The 21,207-nt window shown below is 68.5% G+C and carries 23 protein-coding genes; 7 read left to right on the plus strand and 16 right to left on the minus strand.

Translation table 11 applies throughout. The annotated features are described in order from the left end of the window. Positions 1–81: 81 nt before the first annotated feature. Together ACFVBH_RS23535 and ACFVBH_RS23540 are read right to left on the minus strand one after the other, a co-directional pair. Positions 82–681: a phosphoribosylanthranilate isomerase gene (locus ACFVBH_RS23535; RefSeq protein WP_379004418.1), complete on the minus strand. Its 600-nt coding sequence runs from the start codon at positions 679–681 to the stop codon at positions 82–84. Positions 682–1,233: 552 nt separating this feature from the next. After that, positions 1,234–1,419 (minus strand): hypothetical protein, encoded by a 186-nt coding sequence (locus tag ACFVBH_RS23540; RefSeq protein WP_379004420.1) that lies wholly within the window; start codon positions 1,417–1,419, stop codon positions 1,234–1,236. Positions 1,420–1,639: 220 nt separating this feature from the next. Between ACFVBH_RS23540 and ACFVBH_RS23545 the strand changes: the two genes are divergently transcribed. Then, complete coding sequence (locus tag ACFVBH_RS23545) at positions 1,640–3,253, plus strand: adenylate/guanylate cyclase domain-containing protein (RefSeq protein WP_354991471.1); 1,614 nt, start codon at positions 1,640–1,642, stop codon at positions 3,251–3,253. 48 nt (positions 3,254–3,301) lie between these two features. On the opposite strand, the gene ACFVBH_RS23550 is transcribed toward ACFVBH_RS23545, so the two are convergent. Continuing rightward, on the minus strand, positions 3,302–3,613 hold the full coding sequence (locus ACFVBH_RS23550; RefSeq protein WP_354991472.1) for a hypothetical protein: 312 nt from the start codon (positions 3,611–3,613) through the stop codon (positions 3,302–3,304). A 122-nt stretch (positions 3,614–3,735) separates the two neighbouring features. Here ACFVBH_RS23550 and ACFVBH_RS23555 point away from each other — a divergent pair, with 122 nt between their 5' ends. Next, positions 3,736–4,527 (plus strand): maleylpyruvate isomerase family mycothiol-dependent enzyme, encoded by a 792-nt coding sequence (locus ACFVBH_RS23555; RefSeq protein ID WP_379004423.1) that lies wholly within the window; start codon positions 3,736–3,738, stop codon positions 4,525–4,527. Positions 4,528–4,598: 71 nt separating this feature from the next. Beyond that, on the plus strand, positions 4,599–5,096 hold the full coding sequence (locus ACFVBH_RS23560; protein WP_379004425.1) for a hypothetical protein: 498 nt from the start codon (positions 4,599–4,601) through the stop codon (positions 5,094–5,096). Between the two features lie 136 nt (positions 5,097–5,232). Here ACFVBH_RS23560 and ACFVBH_RS23565 read toward each other — a convergent pair whose 3' ends face one another. Together ACFVBH_RS23565 and ACFVBH_RS23570 are read right to left on the minus strand one after the other, a co-directional pair. Then, the gene (locus tag ACFVBH_RS23565; protein WP_354991475.1) at positions 5,233–5,391 is read right to left on the minus strand and encodes a hypothetical protein; all 159 of its coding nucleotides are present in this window, start codon (positions 5,389–5,391) and stop codon (positions 5,233–5,235) included. A gap of 192 nt (positions 5,392–5,583) precedes the next feature. Next, positions 5,584–6,189, minus strand: a complete 606-nt coding sequence (locus ACFVBH_RS23570; RefSeq protein ID WP_379004428.1) for a helix-turn-helix domain-containing protein — start codon at positions 6,187–6,189, stop codon at positions 5,584–5,586. 112 nt (positions 6,190–6,301) lie between these two features. Here ACFVBH_RS23570 and ACFVBH_RS23575 point away from each other — a divergent pair, with 112 nt between their 5' ends. After that, on the plus strand, positions 6,302–6,982 hold the full coding sequence (locus tag ACFVBH_RS23575) for a class I SAM-dependent methyltransferase (RefSeq protein ID WP_379004430.1): 681 nt from the start codon (positions 6,302–6,304) through the stop codon (positions 6,980–6,982). Between the two features lie 163 nt (positions 6,983–7,145). Next, positions 7,146–8,627, plus strand: a complete 1,482-nt coding sequence (locus ACFVBH_RS23580; protein WP_379004432.1) for a DUF222 domain-containing protein — start codon at positions 7,146–7,148, stop codon at positions 8,625–8,627. Between the two features lie 944 nt (positions 8,628–9,571). Here ACFVBH_RS23580 and ACFVBH_RS23585 read toward each other — a convergent pair. From ACFVBH_RS23585 to ACFVBH_RS23610, 6 genes are all read right to left on the minus strand, one after another. After that, the gene (locus ACFVBH_RS23585; RefSeq protein WP_379004434.1) at positions 9,572–10,084 is read right to left on the minus strand and encodes a hypothetical protein; all 513 of its coding nucleotides are present in this window, start codon (positions 10,082–10,084) and stop codon (positions 9,572–9,574) included. After that, positions 10,081–10,647, minus strand: a complete 567-nt coding sequence (locus ACFVBH_RS23590; RefSeq protein ID WP_379004436.1) for an NUDIX domain-containing protein — start codon at positions 10,645–10,647, stop codon at positions 10,081–10,083. Before ACFVBH_RS23590 ends, ACFVBH_RS23585 begins: the two co-directional genes overlap by 4 nt. Positions 10,648–10,705: 58 nt before the next feature. Continuing rightward, complete coding sequence (rplL, locus tag ACFVBH_RS23595) at positions 10,706–11,092, minus strand: 50S ribosomal protein L7/L12 (RefSeq protein WP_354988028.1); 387 nt, start codon at positions 11,090–11,092, stop codon at positions 10,706–10,708. A 78-nt stretch (positions 11,093–11,170) separates the two neighbouring features. Beyond that, complete coding sequence (locus ACFVBH_RS23600; protein ID WP_379004439.1) at positions 11,171–11,554, minus strand: acyl-CoA thioesterase; 384 nt, start codon at positions 11,552–11,554, stop codon at positions 11,171–11,173. Further along, the gene (locus ACFVBH_RS23605) at positions 11,554–11,898 is read right to left on the minus strand and encodes an acyl-CoA thioesterase (RefSeq protein WP_379004441.1); all 345 of its coding nucleotides are present in this window, start codon (positions 11,896–11,898) and stop codon (positions 11,554–11,556) included. The genes ACFVBH_RS23600 and ACFVBH_RS23605 overlap by 1 nt, the downstream gene beginning before the upstream one ends. 88 nt (positions 11,899–11,986) lie before the next feature. Then, on the minus strand, positions 11,987–14,536 hold the full coding sequence (locus tag ACFVBH_RS23610; RefSeq protein WP_379004444.1) for a cytochrome P450: 2,550 nt from the start codon (positions 14,534–14,536) through the stop codon (positions 11,987–11,989). Between the two features lie 119 nt (positions 14,537–14,655). On the opposite strand from ACFVBH_RS23610, the gene ACFVBH_RS23615 reads away from it, so the two are divergent. Both ACFVBH_RS23615 and ACFVBH_RS23620 read left to right on the plus strand, forming a co-directional pair. Further along, positions 14,656–15,933, plus strand: coding sequence for a glycosyltransferase (locus tag ACFVBH_RS23615; protein ID WP_379004447.1), 1,278 nt, complete (start codon positions 14,656–14,658; stop codon positions 15,931–15,933). Continuing rightward, entirely contained in the window at positions 15,930–16,688 is a 759-nt protein-coding gene (locus tag ACFVBH_RS23620; RefSeq protein ID WP_379004449.1) for an ABC transporter permease, read from the plus strand. The genes ACFVBH_RS23615 and ACFVBH_RS23620 overlap by 4 nt, the downstream gene beginning before the upstream one ends. Here ACFVBH_RS23620 and ACFVBH_RS23625 read toward each other — a convergent pair whose 3' ends face one another. The 5 genes from ACFVBH_RS23625 to ACFVBH_RS23645 are packed head-to-tail and all read right to left on the minus strand — an operon-like array spanning position 16,689 to position 21,205. Then, positions 16,689–17,627, minus strand: a complete 939-nt coding sequence (locus ACFVBH_RS23625) for a hypothetical protein (protein WP_379004452.1) — start codon at positions 17,625–17,627, stop codon at positions 16,689–16,691. Further along, a complete protein-coding gene (locus tag ACFVBH_RS23630) occupies positions 17,624–18,259 on the minus strand; it encodes a nitroreductase family protein (protein WP_379004454.1) in 636 nt (211 codons plus the stop codon). The genes ACFVBH_RS23625 and ACFVBH_RS23630 overlap by 4 nt, the downstream gene beginning before the upstream one ends. After that, complete coding sequence (locus ACFVBH_RS23635) at positions 18,259–19,221, minus strand: ScbA/BarX family gamma-butyrolactone biosynthesis protein (protein ID WP_379004595.1); 963 nt, start codon at positions 19,219–19,221, stop codon at positions 18,259–18,261. The genes ACFVBH_RS23630 and ACFVBH_RS23635 overlap by 1 nt, the downstream gene beginning before the upstream one ends. Beyond that, complete coding sequence (locus ACFVBH_RS23640) at positions 19,221–20,120, minus strand: nucleoside-diphosphate kinase (protein WP_379004456.1); 900 nt, start codon at positions 20,118–20,120, stop codon at positions 19,221–19,223. Before ACFVBH_RS23640 ends, ACFVBH_RS23635 begins: the two co-directional genes overlap by 1 nt. Continuing rightward, positions 20,117–21,205 (minus strand): SDR family oxidoreductase, encoded by a 1,089-nt coding sequence (locus tag ACFVBH_RS23645; RefSeq protein WP_379004459.1) that lies wholly within the window; start codon positions 21,203–21,205, stop codon positions 20,117–20,119. The genes ACFVBH_RS23640 and ACFVBH_RS23645 overlap by 4 nt, the downstream gene beginning before the upstream one ends. Positions 21,206–21,207 lie beyond the last annotated feature (2 nt).

Below are 21,207 nucleotides of genomic sequence, written 5' to 3' on the forward strand. Positions count from 1 at the left end.
CAACTACCCCAACGCATCTCGGTGTGGCTTCTCCTGGTGAGCGGCGAACATGGGGCTTCGCCACGCCGTTCCCATTCAGCCCTAGCCGCGTGCGGCGGCCACGAAAGCGCGGATCAACTCCGGGGACTTGACGCCGCGCTCGATCTCGACGCCGCTGGAGACGTCCACACCCCACGCGCCGGTGGCCCGTAGCGCGGCAGCCACGGTGGCGGGGGTGAGACCGCCCGCGAGCAGCCATCGGCCGCGCGGCGCGACGAATTCGGGTGCGCCCCAGTTCCACGGCTTGCCCGACCCCGGGTCGGGCGCGTCCAGCAGCAGCAGGTCCTCGCCGTACTCCCCGCAGATCTCGACCCGATTCGCCGTGGCGCGCAACAGGGTTCGCCCCGCCGCACGCAGGGCAGCGAAGTCCTCGGGCCCCTCCTCGCCGTGCAACTGCACGGCCCGAACCCCACTCGCGGCGGCGAACTCGGCGACCTCGTCCACCGACTGCCCCCGAAAAACACCCACGGTGAGCACCCCCTCCGGCACGTCCGCGATCAACCGCCGCACGGTCACGGCATCGACGGTACGCGGACTCCCCGCCGCGAAAACGAACCCCACCGCGTCGGCCCCGGCCTCGACCGCCGCCGCGACGTCCGCCCCGGTCTTCAACCCGCAAATCTTGACGAATGGCCCACTCACGCCCCCAGTCAACCAAACACCACCCGACACCGGCGCGACCGCCTCACCGGGCGGGCCGAACGTCGTCACAAACGCCTGACGAGCGGACCACATCAGCGATGCGCTGGGGACGGACCACAGTCCAACGCCTCGACGCAGCGGGCCTCTGGTCTCGACCCACCGCTGGGCGGCTCTCTGCCGAGCGAGCGGCACCGACCGCCCGGCGTGCGCGCGTCTCGAGAAGGCATATGCCTGCCGGGGCGCTGCTCCGGGCCGAGATCATCGCCGAACTCGACGAGACGAGCGGCTGGTCTATGGACGACCATTCGGGCCGCCAGGGACGACATCCGCGGTCCCGTACGCTCATGCATTCACTCGACAAAGTGCGGCATCGTCGCCAGGGTCGTTCACCGGGACGGATTGTGGGCGGGCCGAATTCATGACCGCTTGCCACGGCGATCGGCGCGTCGGCGGCGACTGCGCGTCGACTGCCGGAATGCGGTGCTGGGGCGGGCCGACGCGCCGGGGCGGTGACGTCGGCGCCGGATTCGCCGCGGGCGCAACGAGTCCCGCCTATCCCGCCACGCGCGAGGCCATGGGCAAGGCGTCGAACACCGAGGTCGCGAACTCGGTGTGGGCGGTTCCATCCCGCTCACCGGTTCGGTGTCGCGGGTACCTGCTGCCGTTGGTGGCCGCACCGCCCGTGCGCGCGTCGTGCTCGAGGCGCTGTTGGACCAGCATGCTGGTGTACGAGTGCACGGGTCGGGCTTCGTGGTCGGCGAACTATCCGGTAGCGGCGCAGCTCTCTTCGAGCGGGTCGTGCGGCGGCGATCACTTGCGCGCCGAGAGGCCAGGTCGTGGGGGCCTCGGCGGCCATGCGGGCAGGGCGTTTACCGCTCCCACATGGGTCAATAGTTTTTAGCTATCAACAAGGGTCCGGGGTTCACGAGAAGGGTTGCTGCGCGTACGCTGCAACGCCATGGGCGACAGCGGGTCGGGCACTGTTGTACGAGGCCACGCGCCGTGGGGTAGCCGGTTGCTGGGGTCGGCGGAGGAGAACTCCGGGGTTCGGCGTGTTCGCATCCAGCTGCTGCTGACCGCGGCCGTCGTCACGTCCAATCTCTTCGGCATCGCGCTGGTGGTGCTGCTCGTGGGGTTCGTGCTGCCCGGGCCACCGCTGTTCACCGACGAACTCTGGTACGTCAACGCCGTCGCGCTGCCGCTCTACGCGATCGCCGCGCTGATCGCCGGGGTGCTGTGGGGTACCCGGTGGGCGCTGGGCACGTTGAGCTGGACCATCGACCCCGACCGGATTCCCACCGAAGCCGAGCAGGCGTCGGCGGTGCGGGTGCCGCGGAACCTGGCGATCGTGCAGGGCGTGCTGTGGCTGGGCGCGATCGCCGTGCTGACCGTGCTGTACGGGCGCGTGGATCCGGGGCTGATACCGAAGGTCGTGCTCGGCATCGGGGCCACCGCCGTCGGCGTGTGCGCGAACAGCTACCTGGCGTCGCAGTTCGCGTTGCGTGCGGTAACCGCACGTGTGCTGGACGCCGGGCACACGCGGCGGCGGCGCGGGATGGGCGTATTCGGACGGTCGGTGCTCGTGTGGCTGCTGGGCACGGGGGTGCCGGTGGCGCTCTCGATGGTCGTGGCGATCCAGGCACTTCTCGTCCCGGAGGTGAGCAAGGCGCGGCTGGCGGTGTGCGTGCTCACGCTCGGCGGCGTGACCCTGGTCTACGGCCTGCTCATGATGATGCAGACGCTCGCGGCGACGGTCGCGCCCATTCGCGGTGTGCGCCGCGCGCTGCGACAGGTCGAGGACGGCGATCTCGACGTCGTGGTCACGGTCTACGACGGCACCGAATTGGGGGAACTGCAAACGGGTTTCAACCACATGGTGCAGGGTTTGCGCGAGCGCGAGCAGATTCGCGAACTGTTCGGCAAACACGTCGGACACGAGGTCGCGGTGGCGGCCATCGCCAGCGATTCGGCCCTCGGCGGCACCGAATGCGAGGCGGCGGCGCTGTTCATCGACATCATCGGGTCCACCACGATGGCCGCGACGCTGCCCGCGAACGACCTGGTGCAGATCCTGAACCGGTTCTTCGGCATCGTGGTCGACGAGGTCGAGCGACACGGCGGGCTGCTCAACAAGTTCGAGGGCGACGCCGCGCTGGCGGTGTTCGGCACCCCCGCCGAACTCGACTCCGCCGCCGGCGCCGCACTGGCGTGCGCCCGGGCGATCCAGGACCAATTGATCTGCCAGTCCTCGGATTTCACCGCGAGCATCGGGGTGGCGGCCGGCCGGGTGGTAGCGGGCAACGTGGGCTCGAATCAACGCTACGAGTTCACCGTCATCGGCGACGCGGTGAACCAGGCCGCCCGGCTGTGCGAACTCGCCAAGCAGGAGGTCAGCCTCATTCTGACCTCCGGAAACACCGTTGCCGCAGCGGATTCCGCCGAGGCAGCGCACTGGAGCGTCGGGGAATCGGTGACCCTGCGCGGCCGGCTCTCCCCCACCGCGCTGGCGCGGCCGTACGAGGTGGCGCGGGTGCTCGCGGGCGAGCCCGAATCGGACCGGGCGACGGGCTGACCCGTGCCGCGGCGAGGCCGCCCGCGAAACCCCCTGTCGCGCAGCCGATCAGCCGCGGCGATCCACCGCCGCCCAGGAAACCAGGGCAACGACGCCGGAGACGACGGCCACCGACGGCCAGGCGCCGATCTTCTTGGCGAGCGGGTGCGACGCGCCCATCGCGCCGATGGACAGCCCGGTCAGCGCCGCGGCGCCGGGGGTGCCGACCGCCCGCCGCCAGCGCGGAAACGCCGCCGCGGTGCCGGCCGCGAACACCGCCCCGCCCAACTGCCGCTGCTTGGTGGCCTGCGCGAGTGCGAAACCGCCGGTGAGACCGCCGACCGCCAGCAGCGAAGTCGGTACCGCGGGAATTCCAGCCATGCCACTACCTCCACAGTTACTCGAACGAACGATTCGACCGTAGCCGGAGGTCCGGCCGCCGGTGCACTCGAGCCCCGCCGATAGCCGCTTTTCCGGCACGACGCCCGCACTAGGCTGACGCCATGACCGCGACGCGTACCGAATCCCTGGCGGCGATCCGCACCGAGCGCGCGGCCGTGCTCGACTTCCTGGGCACCCTGACCGACGCGGAGTGGGCGCGCCCCAGCGCGGCCGCGGGCTGGACAGTGCAGGACGTGGTGACCCATATGACGGGCGTGATCCGCGCGGCCATCACCCCCGCGGCGCTGCAACTGGTCTTCTCCCGTGCCGTCGAGCGCACCAATGATCGCGTGGTGGCCGAAAGCCGTACTCGCACACCGCAGCAGACCCTGCGCGACTTCGAGAACTGGAGCGCCCGCGGCATCACCGGCCTGAGATTGTTCACCGCACCCGGCGTCTCCCGAATACCGCTGCGCATAGGCGAACTCGGCTGGTACCCCCTGCACATTTTCCCCGCCCTGTACATCTTCGACTGGCACACCCACCTGCGCCACGACCTGGCCCCCGCGCTGGACCGCCCCGCCCCGGCCACCGACGACACCCGCATGCGAGCCATCGTCACGTGGCTGATGACCCTGCTCGAACACTCCCACCGAGACCAACTGTCCTGGCTCACCGCGCCCATAGCCCTGACCTTCACCGGCCCCGGAGCCTCCACCTGGACGATCGAACCCGGCTCCAAGCTCCGCGTCGTTCCCACCACCGCCGCGGCCCCGGCCGCCCATATCCACACCGCCGCAACGGACTTCCCGGCCTGGAGCACCACGCGCCGCGCGTGGAAGGACTGCGACATCACTATCGAAGGCGACACCGCCCTCGCGACACGGTTCCTCGACTCGATCAATCTGGTCTGACGGCCAGGCGAGTACGGACCCGAAAAAACCGGCGCCGCACCATATTCGGTCGCAGCGGCTAGGTTGATGCGGTGGTTACCGCACTGATCGCCGTCGCCGGAACACTTCTGGGATCCATTGTCACCCATGTATTTCAGCGCATGACCGCCGACCGGACGACCCGACAGAACTTCGCCGACCGGCTCCGGCAGGACCGGTTGAGCGCATACAACGCGTTCGCGGCCTCGGCCATCGAATACCGACATCACCAGATCGAACGCTGGCATCGGCTCCGGCAGAACCCGGACACCGAGGTGACCGCCCGCTCGGAGTCCTACTCGAAGAAAGTCGAGCTGAGGTCGGAGCTGGTCCGGGTCAAGCTGCTCACCAGCGATCCCCGGATTCAGGACCTGGCCGATCATGCGATCGAGGCTATACGGGCGATTCAGCGTTCCGGGGTGGCTCCCGCAAGTCCCGAGGATCACGCGATCCTGATGAAGAAGGCGAACAACGCGATCGAAGACTTCGTCGCGCAGGCCGCGCGCGATGTGCAGGCTCACGAGCAGAAGCAGCTGTCACAGCGGCGGTAAGCGGCCCCGGCTACACCGGATTCCCTTACGGGGCAAGACCATTGCCCGTCGTCATCGATGCGGCGGGCGAGGGTGGGTCATACCCAGGGTGGAACAGCGATTGGGCTGGGCTGTAGCACCCTGGGGAGTCAGGGCGTCACTGGCGGCTGAAGAGGCCTCTGCTGGTGGTGCCGGAGCCGGCGTTGCAGGCGCAGCGCTGGGCGGTGGGGACGTCGCCGAGCACTTCCTCGACGTGCTCGCCGCAGCCCTGGAAGGAGGGCTTGCCGCAGCCCTGACAGACGATTCGCTGGCACACGATGATCTCCTTGGCGTGGTGAATGAGCGAAATACCACTAAGGGGTATTCCTCGGCAGTCTACGGAATGACCGGCGCGGCGGTGGGAGCACCCGGGGTTCGCGGCGCGGTGCACGGCGATTCCCCGCACCCGCACGAACGCGGCGGGCCCGAGCCGGACCGTTCCCCGCGCGGTCGAGAAGAGCCGGACCGGCTACTGTTCAGCTGATCTCGAGTCGCGCGGCGGCGCCGCCCGGATGTGCGCCCGTTCCCCTTGCCTGCCAACGAGACTCAAGAACTCGACGGGCCCGCCGCCGGTGGCCCCGAACCAGTGCGGGGTCCGGGTGTCGAACTCGGCGGCCTCCCCCGGTTCGAGCCGGAGATCATGCTCCCCCAGCACCAGCCGCAGGGTCCCGTTGAGCACGTAGACCCAGTCGTACCCGTCATGGGTGCGCATGTCCGGCACCGCATCGTCGGCTCCGGCGGGAAGCACGAACTTGTACGCCTGAATCCCACCCGGCCGCCGCGTGAGCGGCAGCACGACCGCACCGTCCCCCGCGGGGATCGGCCGCAGGTTGATGCGCGGATCCCCCGTGGGCGGCGCGTCCACCAGCTCGTCGAGCGTGACCCCGTGCGCCCGGGCCAGCGGCAGGAGCTGCTCGAGCGTCGGCCGCCGCAACCCGGCCTCGAGCCGGGACAGCGTGCTGGTGGAGATCCCGGTCTCCGCCGCGAGGTCGGCCAGCGTGACGTCCCGCCGCAACCGCAACCGCTTCAGCCGCGGCCCCACGGCGTCGAGAGTGCGATCCACAGCATCGTCCATGCCCGGAGTTTGCCATTCGGCAATATTGTTTGCACATCCGACTCGCCGCCCCGCACGATGGCGCTATCACCGGCGAACCACCGCCGATGCCGCGAACGAGGAGGACGCCCCGATGACACAGACCTTCGACCAGGACTTCTGGGAACGGCACTGGGAGCAGCGGCCCTCGGGGTCCACGGCCGCCCTGCCTGCGAACCCGTACGTCGGACGCGAGACGGCCGAGCTGCCTCCCGGCACCGCCCTGGACGCGGGCTGCGGCGGCGGGGCGGAGGCGATCTGGCTCGCTACGCGGGGGTGGCAGGTGACCGCCGCCGACATCTCGGCCCGAGCGTTGGCAGGCGCACGCGAGCGAGCTGCCGCGAGCGGGGTCGGAGAGGACATCCGCTGGGTGGAGGCCGATTTGAGTCACTGGGAGCCGGATTCGCGGTTCGAACTGGTCATGACGAACTACGCGCATCCGGATATGCCGCAGTTGGAGTTCTACGCGCGGATCGCGGAGTGGGTGGCGCCGGGTGGGTCGCTGTTGATCGTGGGGCATTTGCACGGTGGGGATTCGGCGCACTCGCACGGACACGGGACTCACGGGCACGGGGCCGATGGCGAGGCCGGGGAGGCGAGCGGGCACCAGCCGTCCGCGGAAGCGTCGGCTACGGCGGCGGGGATTACGGCGCGGTTGGATCCGGATGACTGGGAGGTCGTCACAGCCGAGGAGCTCGCGCGCACAGTTCGCGTGGGTGAGGGGCGGGCGGTTTCGCTTCGGGATGTTGTCGTGCGGGCGATTCGGCGAATGTAGGTGGGCTCGGAACGGCTATTCGGCCGGCTGGATTCTCGCGCGGATCGGACAGTGATTAGTTTTGCGGAATACATGCTTGGAGAGTGGGCGATTAATCCGAATACGCTTATATCACAATCGAATTGGGCTATTGCGGATGGCTATCGAGGAGTAGAATAGGGGTATGAATTCGGGAGGGGAATCCAGCATCGCGCACCGTGTAGACGAACACGGTGTCGTGGTCGAAGGACTTCTCGAATCACCCCTGTATTCCTCATCCGATGACCAGATCATCGAGATGATGCACAAGCTCGAAGCGGATTACCGCAAACTCGAAGCGGTGAAGCAGCGCTTCGCGCTCGAGTGCGCGGCACGAGGATTGCCCGCGCAGGCCGGGATCAAGAGCCCGATCGTGTACCTGCAACAGACCCTGCGGATCTCGCATTTCGACGCGGCTGCCCGAGTGCGGAACGCGGACCGGCTCTCCACGGTGTCCGAAGGCAGTTTCCAGCGGCCACCGGCGTTCCCGCACATCGCCGCCGCGCAGCGTGCCGGTGAGATCTCCGCCGATCATGTGCAGGCGATCGTGAAGGTCCTGGACCGGATTCCTGCGAGCGTGGAACCGACATTGAAGGAACTCGCTGAACGCTCCCTGACCGACTTCGCGCGCCTCGGTGACCCGAAAGGGGTGACTCAACTCGGTGTCCGGGTCCTGGCCTTTGCCGATCCGGATGGGGTGTTGACCGCGGACAAGGACCGGCAGCGGATGCGCGGGATCTGCATCGGTCGTCAACGTGCGGATGGCATGTTCCCGATCTCGGGGTTGCTGACTCCGGAGTTGGGTGCGGTGTTCCTGCCGATGTTCGCCAAGTTCGCGCGCCCCGGCATGTGTAATCCCGATGATCCGGAGAGCCCGCACACGACCGCGCAGCTCGGAATCGACACCGAGTCCGAGGCCGACGACAGTGACGCCGATGCTGCCACCGTCGCCGCGCGGAACGTGTTGCGGGCAGCTGCCAAGCGTGATCACCGCAGTGAAGCGCAACGCAATCACGATGCGTTGCTGCGGTTCCTGCACCCGGACATGGGGCCCACCAAGCTCGGGTATCACCGGGGGCTGCCGGTCTCGACTGTGGTGACCATGCGGTTGACGGACCTGGAGCAGCGTACCGGGCTCGCTACGACGAATACCGGTGGGACGCTCTCGATCACCGAAGCGATCAAGTTGGCCGCGCGTTCGACCCCGTACCTGGTGATCGTGGATGCCAACGGCCGTCCACTGCACCTGTCCCGTGGTCAACGCCTGGCCTCGGTAGAGCAGCGCCTGGCACTCACCGCGGTCGAACGCGGGTGCACCCGACCCGGATGCGACGCCCCCGCCACCCGCTCGGCGGTCCACCACATCACAGAGTGGGCCGATGGTGGCGAAACCGACATCGAGAACCTGACATTCGCGTGCGATGCCTGCCACGCACAGGTCAATTCTGGCCCGAACGGTTGGAAAACGATCGTGATGCCGCCCGATTCGGAGCATCCGGGCAAAACCGGGTGGATACCACCACCGCATATCGATCCGGCTCGTAGACCCCGGGTGAACTTCCGTCATCACCCGCGTGTGCCGAGTCCTTCAGGGATCCCGGGTATCCCGTCTCGGCGACTCTGCTAGAGCCCTGCCCTCCAGCCGGAGCCCAAACCCAAAAGCCCAACCCCAAGAGACAAAGAGCGGCATCGGTGTTCACTCCAGTGGCCGACGTAGCCCAGACCCGCACACACCCTTCGCTTTCCAGCGGGGTTCGGGAGAACAAGCAAGAACAACGCGGCAATGCTGGTCACTTCGCCTGCCGTACACGACCTCGGCTCCCCAGCTGGGAGCTGATTCGCCCTCCCAGCCTGGCCGGATGGCCGCGGGAACCTTCTCGAGACCTACAGACAAAAATCCGTCATCGTTGAATGCCGGTACTGCTTCAGAGGGTGATTGTGGTGAGCGGTAATCGATTCGAGGGTTGCTCGTACCCTCACCGTTGGTGGATCACGTTTATCGGCCCGGTAGGGCTGGTACCGCCGTCGAGGCTCCGAACCGGTCCCCGCTGGTATTCCGTTATCCAGGCTGCTTTCCCCGGGAGGGCCGGAACCGCAGCCCGACTCTCTCAACCGCACTCCGCTGGTTCTCGTTATCTAGGCTGCTCTCCCCGAGGGTGCTGGAACCGCAGCTCGACCCCCGACCGGTCCCCGCTGGTTCTCGTTATCCAGGCCGCTCTCCCAGAGGGGACTGGAACCGCAGCCCGACCCCCCAACCGGCCCCCGCTGGGTGTCTCGTTATCCAGGCAGCTCTGCCCCCCGGCAGGGCTGGAACCGCAGCCCACCCACCCAATCGCACCCCGCTGGTTCTCATTATCCTGTCGTCTCTCAACCCAGCCGGTCTCCCAACGCTCCGAATATCCCTCGCCGGCGCCCTCGAAAGGTGCCGTCGAAAGTCGTCCCCCGAAAACGCAAGAATCACAACGCTCCTGCGGCAACACAGGTCGGGCACGGCACCCAACTCGACCCCGTTACCTGCTTTGCCCTGCTCTCCCTAACCCCGCTGGAACGCAACGACACCACCCCACTCTGCTACGAAGGCCACGGACTCACGCCCAACACATCCCGATGAATCCGCTCCACAACATCCCCCACACCCCACCCCACATCGATCCGAACCTCATCGACAAACCCCAATGGCTGCCACCCGTGATACCACCCCGCCATTTCCACAGCCCCGAACTCCCCCGCCTGCTTTCGCCCCGCATGCCGAACCAGCGTCTCTTCGAACGTCAGATCAAAACTGTAGTGAAACGCGAACTCCGCAAGCCCCGAAAGCCTTTCGAGCATGCCCCCGTAATGCCCGACACTGAGAATGCCCTCGACGACAACAACCAACCCCCGCTCGAGCCCGAACCCCGCGATACGCTCTATCAGCTCGACGTTCCCCCCGGACGGAGTGTCGTACTCCCGCAACATATGCCGCCGAACTATGTCCTGTGGCACGAGCAGACACCGCCCTCGCGGAAAAAGTCGCTGCACCGCACTCGCGACCGTCGACTTACCCGATCCCGAGTTGCCGCGGATCACCACCAGAATGCTCACGCGCGAGATCGATTCGTCAGAGCGTGCGTGAGTTTGGCGAGAAAGCGGGGCAGGTGCGGGTCCGAGTCGGGAACAGGCGTGAATGGATGCCAACGCCCGGAGCTGAATTCGCCGGGGTCGAGTGGGTAGGGAGTGGCCCGGTCGCCTCGGATGACATGCCAGAGGGTGATGTCGGTGTGGGGCGCCGGCAGCAGAACGGGGGTGACGGTGAGGAAGAACGGCGCAGCGCCGACCACGTCGAAGTCGGCGGTCAGGTTCAGTTCCTCCCGCGCTTCACGGCGGGCGGCGGTCAGTGGGTGTTCGCCGGGATCCACGTGGCCGCCCATGGGCAGGTCCAGGCCGGATTTCAGATGCCGGCCCAGGAAGATGGATTCGGCGCCGGGATCGACGAGCACGGTGTAGACCACCAGGTGCGGCGACGGTGTGGCCGGTGGGATGCGGCGGTGAATGTCGTCTGTCGATGCGAGCCAGGTGAGAGTTTGTGCGATATGGGCTTTTTCGCGATCGTCCCAGGGTTCGATGGCGGTGATGAGCTCGGCTACAGCTGCGGTAGGGGCAAGCATGACCGAATACCGTACTGCTCGGGTCCGACAGGTTTCGGCTGCCGGATGATCGGGCGCGTCAGCGGATGGCCACGCGTGCGCCCGCCGCCTCCAGTTTGTTCCTGGCGTTCTGGGCCGCGTCCTGACTGACCGCTTCCAGCACGGGCTTGGGCGCGGATTCGACCAGGTCCTTGGCTTCCTTGAGGCCCAGTCCCGGGATGAGTTCGCGCATTGCCTTGATGACCTGAATCTTCTTGTCGCCGAAGGATTCCAGGATGAGATCGAATTCCGTCTGCTCTTCGGCGGTATCCGCTACCGCGGTGGCGCCGTCACCGGCCGGTGCCGCGATGGGCACGGCGGCGGATACGTCGAATTGATTCTCGAAAGCTTTGAGGAATTCCGAAAGCTCCAGCAGCGTCATGTCTTTGAAGACGGTGAGCAGTTCTTCGATGGTCATCTTGGCCATGATGTACCCCTTGCAGCGCTGACCAGGCGGTACATCAATCATAGGCGGCGATTCCGCGCGGTGGCGCGGCATCGGGTCTCAGTTCGGCACGGAGGCCAGCGTGCCCAGGTAGTCGCGCTCGGCGGGCGAGAGCGGCCGCGGGGCTCCATCGCCGATGGTGACCAGAGTGGAAGTCGCTGCGAGATACGACAATTCCCCGTCGCGGATTTCATGGGTCAGGGTGAAGGAGCTGGTTCCGATGCGGGATACGGCGGTGGTCACCGTGACCGGTTCGGAGCGGAAGACCAGCGGCATGCGGTAGGTGAGGCGCTGATTCGCGACCACCACTCGCCATTCGTCCGAGCCGTGCCGGGCGAGCAGGTCCGCGCGGGCCTCGTCGAGGTACTGGGCGAAGACCACGTTGTTCAGGTGCTGCAGCGCGTCCATATCGGTGCGCCGCAGTTGTATGGCGTAGGTGTGCATCAGGCGCTCAGCTCCTCGAGCATGGCGCGTTCCTCGTCCTGGAGCGGACGCGAGCGCTGGTTGACCGTGTCGAAGGCGACCAGTGTGCAGGTGGCGGTCGAGTACAGCACGTCCTCGTCGCGGATTTCCTGCACGAGGGTGAACGACGATCCGCCGAGCTTGGACAGCCAGGTTTCCACCCGCACGGGGTCGGGCCGGTAGCGCAGGGGTTTCACGTAGTCGATGTCCATCTGCGCGACCACGCACGCTCCCGCGAGTCCGCCTCGCTCCCGGAAGACGTTGATCCGGGTTTCCTCCAGGTAGCGCAGGTGAACGGCATTGTGCACATGTCCGTCCGAGTCCATGTCGGACCACCGCAGGGGGCATAGGTAGAGGTGTCGGGCCATGGGGCATTCTTACCAAGCCCGGTGTCGGCTGTCCCGGACAGGTACGTCAGCGCGGGTGCAGCACGACCGGCAGGGCCGAGGGCGAGAGCACGAAATCCCGGTTCGAGGCGCGCACTCGATACCCGGCCACCGGTGTGGGCCGCCACCTGTTCAGCAGGGCTGCCGACGCCAATGCGATTTCCAGCATGGCGAAGTGATCGCCCAGGCATCGGCGCCGCCCGACGCCGAAGGACAGGCTCGCGAGCTTGGCCGTCTCCTCGGCGTGCTCGGGATCCCATCGCGATGGGTCGAAAGCGTCGGGGTCGCGAAAATACCGCGCATCGTGCTGCACCATGTACGGGCTGAACATGATCGGTGAGCCCGCCGGGATGGTCAGTTCGCCGATCGTGATGTCCGAGGTGGAGTTGGCGGCGCTGATCCACGGTCCCCAGTAGCGGATCACCTCCGCCACAGTCTGTTTCAGGTACGGCAGGCGCGGCAGATGCTCGGGACGGACATCGCTCGCGCCGATGACGGCGTCGAGTTCGGTGTACAGCCGGTGCGCGATCTCCGGGTGCCGCACTACTTCGTGCCAGAGCCAGCCCGCGAGTGAGGCCATCGATCCCACGCCGCCGGCGAGCATGAGGATCGCTTCGTCGATGATGTGTTCGTCGTCCAGGGTGGCGCCGGTCTCGGCGTCGGTGTGCCGGATGAGCGCGGAGATCACGTCGTTGAAATCCTGGTCGCGACGGCGGTATTCGGCGATGACCGCACCGACCGCACCGCGCAGGTGATTCGCCTTGCGCTGCCAGCGATGGTTGGCGAGGACGCGCAGGCGACGGATTCGGGGCGGGAGCGCGGTGCGCACGATCACCTGGCTCAGCAGCCACGGCACGCTGTCGCGGATCTCGCGGCGGGCGGCGGTGCCGAAATCGGCTTGGAACAGGGTGGAGGACACGGTGTCCAGCACCAGTCCGTGTGCTTCGTCCATGAGGTTCAGTCGCTGCCCCGCGGGCAGTCCCGCCGACCAGGCATTGGCGATATCGGCTGCGGCCTCGGCGTATTCGGCCAGGCGCGTCTGCCGCAACGAGGGCGCGATCATGCGGCGGCGGAGTTTGTGTTCTTCCCCGCGCAGCACGTTGACCGAGCCGCCCGCCACATCGGCGATGGCTTCGCGCAGGTCCTCTCGATCGAATTCGGCCGGTCCGAGCTGGACTTCGCGCACGAGTTCGGGGGTGGTGAGCAGATAGCCGTTCTTGCTGCCGAAGCGCACACGCACGATGGGACCCAGGCGCGGTAGAGCCCGGACGAAGCCGGGTGCGTCACTCAGCGCTCGCACGCTGTGCCCGAGGATCGGCAATTCGCCCGGCGCGGCGGGGATTTCGGCCAGCGAACGCGGCAACGGCAGCGGAGCGGCGGGATCGGCTGCCTGCCGGTACGTCTCCACCAGGGCGTCGATGTGCCGCGATTGCCGCACCGAATTCCGCTGCTCCGCCAGCACGCCGCGCATGTCCGTCACGGCGGTGCGGTCGGCGGCCAGTTTGGCGATGGTCTCGATCAGGCCGGTGACCGAGGCATCGGGTGTGCGGACGCCACCGCCCGCGGGCACGGTTTCGTCGAGTGCGGGATCGCAGTAGATGATCGGCAGTCCGGCGGCCACGGCTTCCAGCAGCACCATGCCCTGGGTGTCGAAGCCGTCGGACGGGAACAGCAGGGCGTCCGCCGTCGTCATCGCGCGCAGGCATTCGGCCTGGGTCACACGGCCGTGCAGTCGAATTCGCTCGGTGAGCCGGTGCGAGACGATGACGCCCGCTGCCGCGCCGCGCAGGTCGCCGTCGCCGTAGACGTCCAGGGTGCAATCGTCCGAGCGCCGGACCGCCTCGATGGCTTCCAGCAGTCGTTTCTCCGCCGAGAGTCGCCCGCACCAGATCAGCCGCAGTGGCCCGCCGGCCGGGCGTTCGGAGGGCACGAGATCGTCGAGCAGTGCGTCGTCCACGCCATTGGAGATCACGCGGATCGGGCGGGTGAGTCCGTGCCGCCGCAGCAGATCGGCGAAGTGCCCGGTCGGGGTGATCACTCGATCCGCTGCCTCGGCCTGCCCCACGATGGTCCACCAGGCGTGGCGCGCGGCCCGGGTCTCGACCCGGCGCGGCATGTGCTGCCGGTGCGGCACATAGCGACCGTGCAGGGCGCGCAGGGCCAGCGCTGCCGGGTAGGGCGCGGGGGAATTGTGCTCGAGGAAGACGTCGTCCCGGCTCTGCGCGCTGTGCACGAGCGGAATGCGATGCCGCCGAGCCGCTTTCAGTCCCGCGATGGCCACACCGTAGGTGCTCTGGGTGTGCACCACGTCGACCGGCCCGCGCGCGGCGAAGACCGCGTCGATGAGCGCGGCGTTGCGCCGGGTGGGCAGTACCACGGCGAAGCCGTTCACCGCCGGTATCGAGAAGGCGTGCAGTTCCACCACATTCGGGTCACCGGAGCGGAAACCCGGCGCGGGTGCGACGAAGAGCGTCACCCGGTGACCCGCGCGTTCGAGACCGCGACGCTGGGCCGCTATCGCGGTCTGGACGCCGCCGAGCGTGCCCGGGTGGTAGTCCACGAACATGGCGATGTGCATCACCGGCACTGTACCGATGCTGGACATTATCTGAAATGCCCATATTTCTTCGGGCTGGACGGTCTACTGGGCAGCACACACTGTCGAGGGGGTCGCACCCCCGCGTGGAAAGTAGCCCCTTGCGAATTGCTATCCCGCTCACCGGAACTCGTGGCGATGTGCATCCGATCGTCGCGCTCGGCGTCGAATTACGGCGACGCGGGCACGAGGTGCTGATCGGGGCGCCGCCGAATCTGGTCGAGTTCGTCGAGTCCGCCGGACTCGCGGCTCGCGCGTGCGGCCCGGATGTACAGCAGCTGTACAGCTCCGAGCAGGGTCAGCGGGCGCTGGCGGCGGGAAACACGCTGCGGCTCATGCACATGGTGGCACAGCAAATGGCCGGCTATGCGGAGCAGATGAATCGGGAGGTCATCGAGGTCTGCGCCGGGGCCGATCTGATCGTCGCCAGCACCGTCACCGAGGATCGCGCGGCCTCGGTCGCCGAGGCCACGGGCATTCCGCTGATCGTGCTGCACTACTTCCCGATTCGAGCCAACGGCGCCTATCCGTTCCCGGGCGCGCTGCCGCCGCACTGGAATCCGCCCGCGCTGGTCAATCGCGCGACCTGGCTCTTCGCGGAGAATCTGCGCCGCGTGGTGTTCCTGCGATACCTCAATGCCCTGCGCACCACCCTCGGACTCCGCCGATCGGTGACCAGTCCGGCCGCGGCCCTGGCGCGCGCTCGGGTCACCGAAGTCCAGATCTACGATCCCGCATTGGTTCCGGGCCTGCCGGAGCAGTGGGACGAGCGCAGGCCGTTCACCGGATTCCTGTCCCTGGATCACGAGACCCGCACCGCGGTGGGCGATCTCGCGGGCGATCACGATGCGATCCTGTCCTGGATCGACGCGGGCGAGCCCCCGGTGTTCTTCGGCTTCGGCAGCATGCCGATTCGCGACAGTGCCGCGGTGCTGGCCATGGTCGAACAGGTGTCCGCGGATCTCGGGGTGCGAGCGCTGGTGAGCGCCGGGTGGAGTGATCTCGACACCGCCGCCGCCCGGACGGGCTCGCATGTGAAGATCGTCGGCCCGTTCGCCTACGACGTGGCCTTCCCGCGCTGTGCCGCGGCGGTGCATCACGGCGGGATCGGCACGCTGTTCGAGAGTCTGCGGGCCGGATTGCCGACGCTGGTGTGCTCGGTCTCCTTCGAGCAGCCGATGTGGGGCGGGCAGGTCGAGCGGCTGGGACTGGGCGGGCACATCCCGTTCACGCGGCTGACGGCCGATCGGCTGCGCGCTGGCCTGGCTCCGCTGCTGAGCGACGAAAGCCGCGCTCGGGTAAGGGAATTCGCGCGCACACTGCGCACCGAGGGCGCGGCCGAACACGCCGCCGACCTGGTCGAGGCCGCCGGGAAGTGACCACGCACCAGGTCGCGGACACGCTGGTCATGTTCCGGCGCAGTGCTCGCCGCACGCTGCGCAGTCCGGACACGCTCGTCATCTCGCTGACCATGCCGATTCTGGTGATGCTGCTGTTCACCTACGTCTTCGGCGGGGCCATCGAGGTCGGCGGACCCTATCTCGACTACGTGGTGCCCGGGATCATGCTGCTGTGCACCGGATTCGGCGCGTCCATCACCGCGACCGCGGTGTGCGCGGATATGGCCGGGGGCAGCATCGACCGGTTCCGGACGCTGCCGATGTTCCGGCAGGCGCTCATCGCCGGGCACGTGGTGGAGGGCGTGGTCCGGACGCTGGCGGCCATCGGCATCGCGGTGGGCGTGGCCGTGGCACTGGGCTATCGGCCGGGATCGGGGCCGGCGGGATGGGGCGGGGCGGCGGCGATCATCGCCCTGTTCGTCGTGGCGATCACCCTGATCGCGGTGGCGCTCGGTATGGCCGTGGACAATCCGGAGGCCGCGGGCGGACTGACCTACGCGATCACCTTCATTCCCTACGTCAGCAGCGCGTTCGTGCGGACGAGCACCATGCCGAGCTGGATGCGCGGATTCGCCGAACACCAGCCCGCCACCCCGGTGGTGGATACGGTGCGCGGGCTGCTGGACGCCACCGGGGCGGAACGCTGGACGGCGGCCGTGCTGTGGTGCGCGGTACTGGCCGGAGCCGGATTCGCCGGGGCGGGAACCGTTTACGCGCGACTCGCACGCCGATGATCAGGCGGTCCCGGCCACCGCCTGGGCGATCAGGGTCAGGTAGAGGGCGAGAATGAACAGCACGGGCGGAACGACGGGATAGTCCCGCTCGCGCGAGCGCAGGAATCGCGCCGCGGACGCGAAGGGAATCAACAGCAGCGCCACAGGAATACAGCCGATGACCGTTGCCGCTCCATCCAGTTCCCAGGGCCGCACGACCGCAATATCGGCCGCGACCGCACCGGTGGCGAGCAGCAGGGATGCCGCGATGCTGCCGCCGGTACCGAGCGCGTTCGAGTACAGCAGTTCACCGGGCCGGACATCGCGAGAGGTCTTGCGGGCGAACTCGAATTGCAGGAACGCCCCGGCGAAGATCAGCGCCACGGCCGCCGCGCGGGCGGTGACGACGGCGGTCCCGCTGTCGGCCGCCGAACACACCACGTACGCGGTCACCAGCAGCTGAACCGGGTACGTCACCACCAGATTCAGCAGAATACGGTCGCGCACCGTCGCCGAGAGCCGTTCGAGGCCCCACAGCAGCAGGCCGTAGCCCAGCACGACCGCGATCAGCGCACCCGAGGCCGGCGACAGCGCCAGGCTCGCGGAGACCGCGACCAGCGCGATGACGGCCATGGCGGCGCGCAGCTCACCCGCGTCGACCGCGCCGGTTACCAGCGGCCGGTCCGGATTGTGCACCCGGTCGTACCGCAGGTCCTTCTGCTCGTCCACCATGCGCAGGTACAGCAGCACGATGGCCACGATCGCGATGCGCGCGCAGGTCGCGCCCGTCGGCCGCCACCCGATATCGGGGTGCGATACCAGCGCGGCCGTTCCCTCCAGGGCGAGCACCCACAGCACCCCGTAGAGCAGGTAGTGCGGTTTGTACATCACCCGGGTGAAAGTGGCTATGCGCCCGAGGGATTCGAGTGGGCTCCGGCGGGTGGCGAGCGCTTCGGTCATGTCCGCTCCCCGGTCAGCGGCCGGTTCCACCCGTCCCAGCCGGTGAGCTCGGCGGCGGGGGTGCGCCGGGGTGCGGGGGTGTCCGGGCCGGGCAGCAGGTGCGCGACCGGCAGCAGCGCCACCTGGGTCGCCTCGGTGTCCGGGATGCCGAGCACCTCGGCGACCTCGTGCTCGTAGCGCAGGTGCGCGGTGGTCAGGGTGGTGCCCAGGCCGCGTTCGCGCAGGGCCAGCATGAAATTCCAGACCGCGGGATAGACCGAGCCGTAGAAGCTCGCCGCGCCCGGCACGGAGGGCTCGGCGGGCGGGCGGCCGAGCGCGCACACCACGACCAGCGCCGGGACCTCGTGCAGATGTTCGGCCAGGTAGCGGCCCGAGGCCAGATCCGCGAGCTGGTCCGGGCGCGGTGTGCGCGCGGACAGGTAGGCGGCGAACCCTTTGCGGTAGTAGTCGGCGACCTGCCGTTTGAGATCGGGATCGCGGACGACCACGAAGCGCCAGGGCTGGCGGTTGGTGCCGCTGGGAGCGTGCGTGGCGATGTCGAGGCAGGCGAGCAGGTCGGCCGGGTCCACCGGGCGGGTCAGGTCCAGGCGGCGGCGGAAAGCGCGCGTGGTGGTGAGCAGGTCCAGGCCCATCAGCGGTCCGTTTCGTCGGTGGGCGCGGCGAATTCGAGGTCGATGCTCGCCGCGATCAGGCCCTGCTGCTGGATCTCGCAGCGCACCACGGTGGCGTCGACGCCCGCGTCGGTGACCTCGGCGACGCACTCGGCGATGCGGTCGAGTTCGACGAAATGATGGAAGGTGCTGGTGACGCCGATCAGTCGGCGCAGGTTCGGCCGCAGGGCCGCGAGCGCGGTCTGACGGCACGCCTCGATGAGCAGGTTGCCGGGCACGTGATCGAGTTGGTGGTCGAACAGAATCGGATGCGAGGTGTCGGCGACCAGTTCGGCGCGGGTGCGGCCGGCGGCCGTGACGGGCGGTCCGATCACCACGTTGCGCCAGTTCTCCCGGCCGACGACGGCGGCGGGTGCGCGTTCACCGACCCCGAGTGCGCCCTCGAAGTCGCCCAGGCCCAGCTGTTTCCGGAAGCCCGCGCGGATCGCGGCCCACTGCCCGGGCGCGACCCAGGAGAACGAGCCGTCGACCGTGGTCAAAGGCACACCGTCGCAGCCGATGTCGAGGACGAGGTCCAGTCCCTGCAGGTCGTCACCGCGATAGTGGGTGCGCAGGGCGCGCACCCGCATGACCAGATCGGCGGGGGCGGAACCGATTTCCCAGGCCGCGGTGTCGGGTCCGGTGCCGTTGAAGGTGCGGACCAGGAAGGCGCGGTCGGTGGGAACGCCGTAGAACTCGTGCGTCACCGCGATGGACGCCTGCCGGGCCGCCTCCATCACCGCGACCAGGTCGTGCCGCAGGCCCAGCGCGCCGGCGTGATCGCCGTAATGGCCGTGCATGCGCGGCAATTGGGCCCCGACCAGGAAGGTGTCGGGGGCCAGGGTGTCCAGGGAGGTCACGAACACCTCCGCGATGGCGTGCCGGTGGGCCAGGGTCCGCGGGATGGTGCGGATATGGGTCGCCGTCATGGCCCGGGTGTGCATCACGGTCGTGCCTCCAACCAATCGTGCGCGCTGATCGGCCGCAGGGTCTGCGCCCGGGTGCCGACGCGCATGGGAAATACGTAGGACCCGAGCACGATCAGTGACCAGGGATCCAGGTCGTGGCCCGCGGACCACGCCGTCTCGAGCAGCCGGGCACAGTCCGCGTCGGAATCCGGTTCCGGCACACCGAGTTCGCCGCACAGGCGAGTGAGTGCGTCCGCGCGGTCGAAGCCGCGCGCGGGGACCGTGGCGTACAGCTCGTGCCCGAGCACCGCGGCCTCACCGGTGCGGTCCAGGCGCGCGGCGGCCTGCTCGAACACCCCCGTGCGCTCGCGCTCGTCGAAGTAGATGGCGAGTTCGCGCAGCACGTCGGCCGGATCGTCGGGCGAATGCACGAGATTGAGCAGGTAGCTGTGCCGCCCGAGCAGGTGTCGCAGCTCGCCCGGGCGGCGCTTGCGCGGGTCGGTGGCGCCCTTGGCGGCGGTGAGCCGCACCGGAACCGGCGGTTCGCCGTCCGGGGCGTGCACGACGAGCAACAGCACGTCGGAGATGCCGACCAGCAGATCGGCGAGGCGGCGGCGTTCCGGGGAGGCGATGTTCCAGGCGTAGTACCACAGGGCCCGGGCCACATGGCGATCCACCGCGACCCGGCGAGCGGCCACGACGCGGAAACCGTTGTCGCCGAGCCATTCCAGGGTGGGCTCCACCGCGCGGGCGACGATGGCGTCCGGTTTGAGCAGCAGCAGCGAGTGTTCGCGGGCGAAGCCGGTGGCATCCACGCCCAGGCGCTCGAGGTGTTCGACGGTCTCGAGCACGTAGGTGTCGCCGAGATACGCCTCGACCTTGGCCCGCGACGGGGTCAGCGCGGACAGCAGGGTGCGCACCGAATCGGCCGTCACGCGCGGCCGCCGATCTCGAGACGCGCCAGCATGTCCGCGATCGACGGCAACGGCAGGCCCAGGTAGCCCGAGTCCAGGCAGTGATCCAGGACCAGTCGCAGGTAATCCTTGCCGGTGGCCGGGGAGAGCCGGTCCAGCAGGGCATCCGCGACGACGGTGTCGAACACCATGCGGCGCTTGAAGTAGCTGGTGTAGAGCGTGCCGATGCGCAGGTAGTACTCGCGCTCGATCGGATCGAGTTCCGCCGCCCGGAAAGTGGTTTCGGGGACGAAGGTGGCGACTTCGAAGGACGGGTATTCGGCCAGCACGTCCGAGACCTCGCGCAGGGACAGGGTGTCGCGGCCCAGCGCGTGCATGGTCCGGCCGCAGACCGCGTCGAAACGAGTTGCGGCGGCGACGATCACCTCGGCGACGTGGTCGACCGGGGCGAGGGACAGGGTGGCGTCGTAGCGGCCGGGCAGGGTGCGGAATTTGCCCTCGACCATGAGCTTGACCACCGTGTAGAGATTCTTGTAGTCGCGGATGACGCCGGTGCGGCTGTCGCCGGTGACGATGCCGGGCCGCACGATCGTCCAGCGCAGGCCGCGATCGCCGGCCGCGCGCACCAGCGCCTCGGCGCGGAACTTGCTCTCCTCGTATCCGTTTCCGAATCCGTGCCCGGCCGCGGCGGCCTCCTCCGGGATCGAGCCGCCGCGCATGCCGCACACGTAGGCGGTGCTCACGTGCACCAGCGGGACGTCCCACGCCAGGGCCAGGTCGATGGCGTGCGCGGCGCCGCGCACGTTCAATTCCTCGTAGACCTCGGCGGTGGCGTCGAACGCGGTGGTCGCCGCGCAGTGCACGATCAGCCCCACCCGGGCCCCGAGGGCGGTCAGCTCCGGCGCGGCCAGGCCGAAGCCCGGCCGGCGGATGTCCCCCGGTATCCGGTCGCCGAGCTCGAGCGGCGTGCCGTCGTTGGGGGTGATAGCCGAATTGCTGTGCAGCACAGCGGTGACCGGTCGCCCGGCCGCGTGCAGCCGGGCGACCACCTCGGCGCCGACCAGTCCGCTGGCCCCGGTGACCAGCACGCCGTCTCCCCCGCTCATGC

Source organism: Nocardia sp. NPDC057668, assembly GCF_042799795.1.
In the GTDB taxonomy this organism is placed as follows: domain Bacteria; phylum Actinomycetota; class Actinomycetes; order Mycobacteriales; family Mycobacteriaceae; genus Nocardia.

What these genes read in the sequence shown, in the direction of transcription:
- ACFVBH_RS23575 (WP_379004430.1), top strand. Translation starts at nt 6,302, where the DNA reads ATGACACAGACCTTCGACCAGGACTTCTGGGAACGGCACTGGGAGCAG.
- ACFVBH_RS23645 (WP_379004459.1), bottom strand. Translation starts at nt 21,205, where the DNA reads ATGAGCGGGGGAGACGGCGTGCTGGTCACCGGGGCCAGCGGACTGGTC.
- ACFVBH_RS23590 (WP_379004436.1), bottom strand. Translation starts at nt 10,647, where the DNA reads ATGCTTGCCCCTACCGCAGCTGTAGCCGAGCTCATCACCGCCATCGAA.
- ACFVBH_RS23605 (WP_379004441.1), bottom strand. Translation starts at nt 11,898, where the DNA reads ATGGACTCGGACGGACATGTGCACAATGCCGTTCACCTGCGCTACCTG.
- ACFVBH_RS23610 (WP_379004444.1), bottom strand. Translation starts at nt 14,536, where the DNA reads ATGCACATCGCCATGTTCGTGGACTACCACCCGGGCACGCTCGGCGGC.
- ACFVBH_RS23555 (WP_379004423.1), top strand. Translation starts at nt 3,736, where the DNA reads ATGACCGCGACGCGTACCGAATCCCTGGCGGCGATCCGCACCGAGCGC.
- ACFVBH_RS23545 (WP_354991471.1), top strand. Translation starts at nt 1,640, where the DNA reads ATGGGCGACAGCGGGTCGGGCACTGTTGTACGAGGCCACGCGCCGTGG.
- ACFVBH_RS23570 (WP_379004428.1), bottom strand. Translation starts at nt 6,189, where the DNA reads ATGGACGATGCTGTGGATCGCACTCTCGACGCCGTGGGGCCGCGGCTG.
- ACFVBH_RS23630 (WP_379004454.1), bottom strand. Translation starts at nt 18,259, where the DNA reads ATGGGCCTGGACCTGCTCACCACCACGCGCGCTTTCCGCCGCCGCCTG.
- ACFVBH_RS23635 (WP_379004595.1), bottom strand. Translation starts at nt 19,221, where the DNA reads ATGCACACCCGGGCCATGACGGCGACCCATATCCGCACCATCCCGCGG.
- ACFVBH_RS23550 (WP_354991472.1), bottom strand. Translation starts at nt 3,613, where the DNA reads ATGGCTGGAATTCCCGCGGTACCGACTTCGCTGCTGGCGGTCGGCGGT.
- ACFVBH_RS23580 (WP_379004432.1), top strand. Translation starts at nt 7,146, where the DNA reads ATGAATTCGGGAGGGGAATCCAGCATCGCGCACCGTGTAGACGAACAC.
- ACFVBH_RS23625 (WP_379004452.1), bottom strand. Translation starts at nt 17,627, where the DNA reads ATGACCGAAGCGCTCGCCACCCGCCGGAGCCCACTCGAATCCCTCGGG.
- rplL (WP_354988028.1), bottom strand. Translation starts at nt 11,092, where the DNA reads ATGGCCAAGATGACCATCGAAGAACTGCTCACCGTCTTCAAAGACATG.
- ACFVBH_RS23600 (WP_379004439.1), bottom strand. Translation starts at nt 11,554, where the DNA reads ATGCACACCTACGCCATACAACTGCGGCGCACCGATATGGACGCGCTG.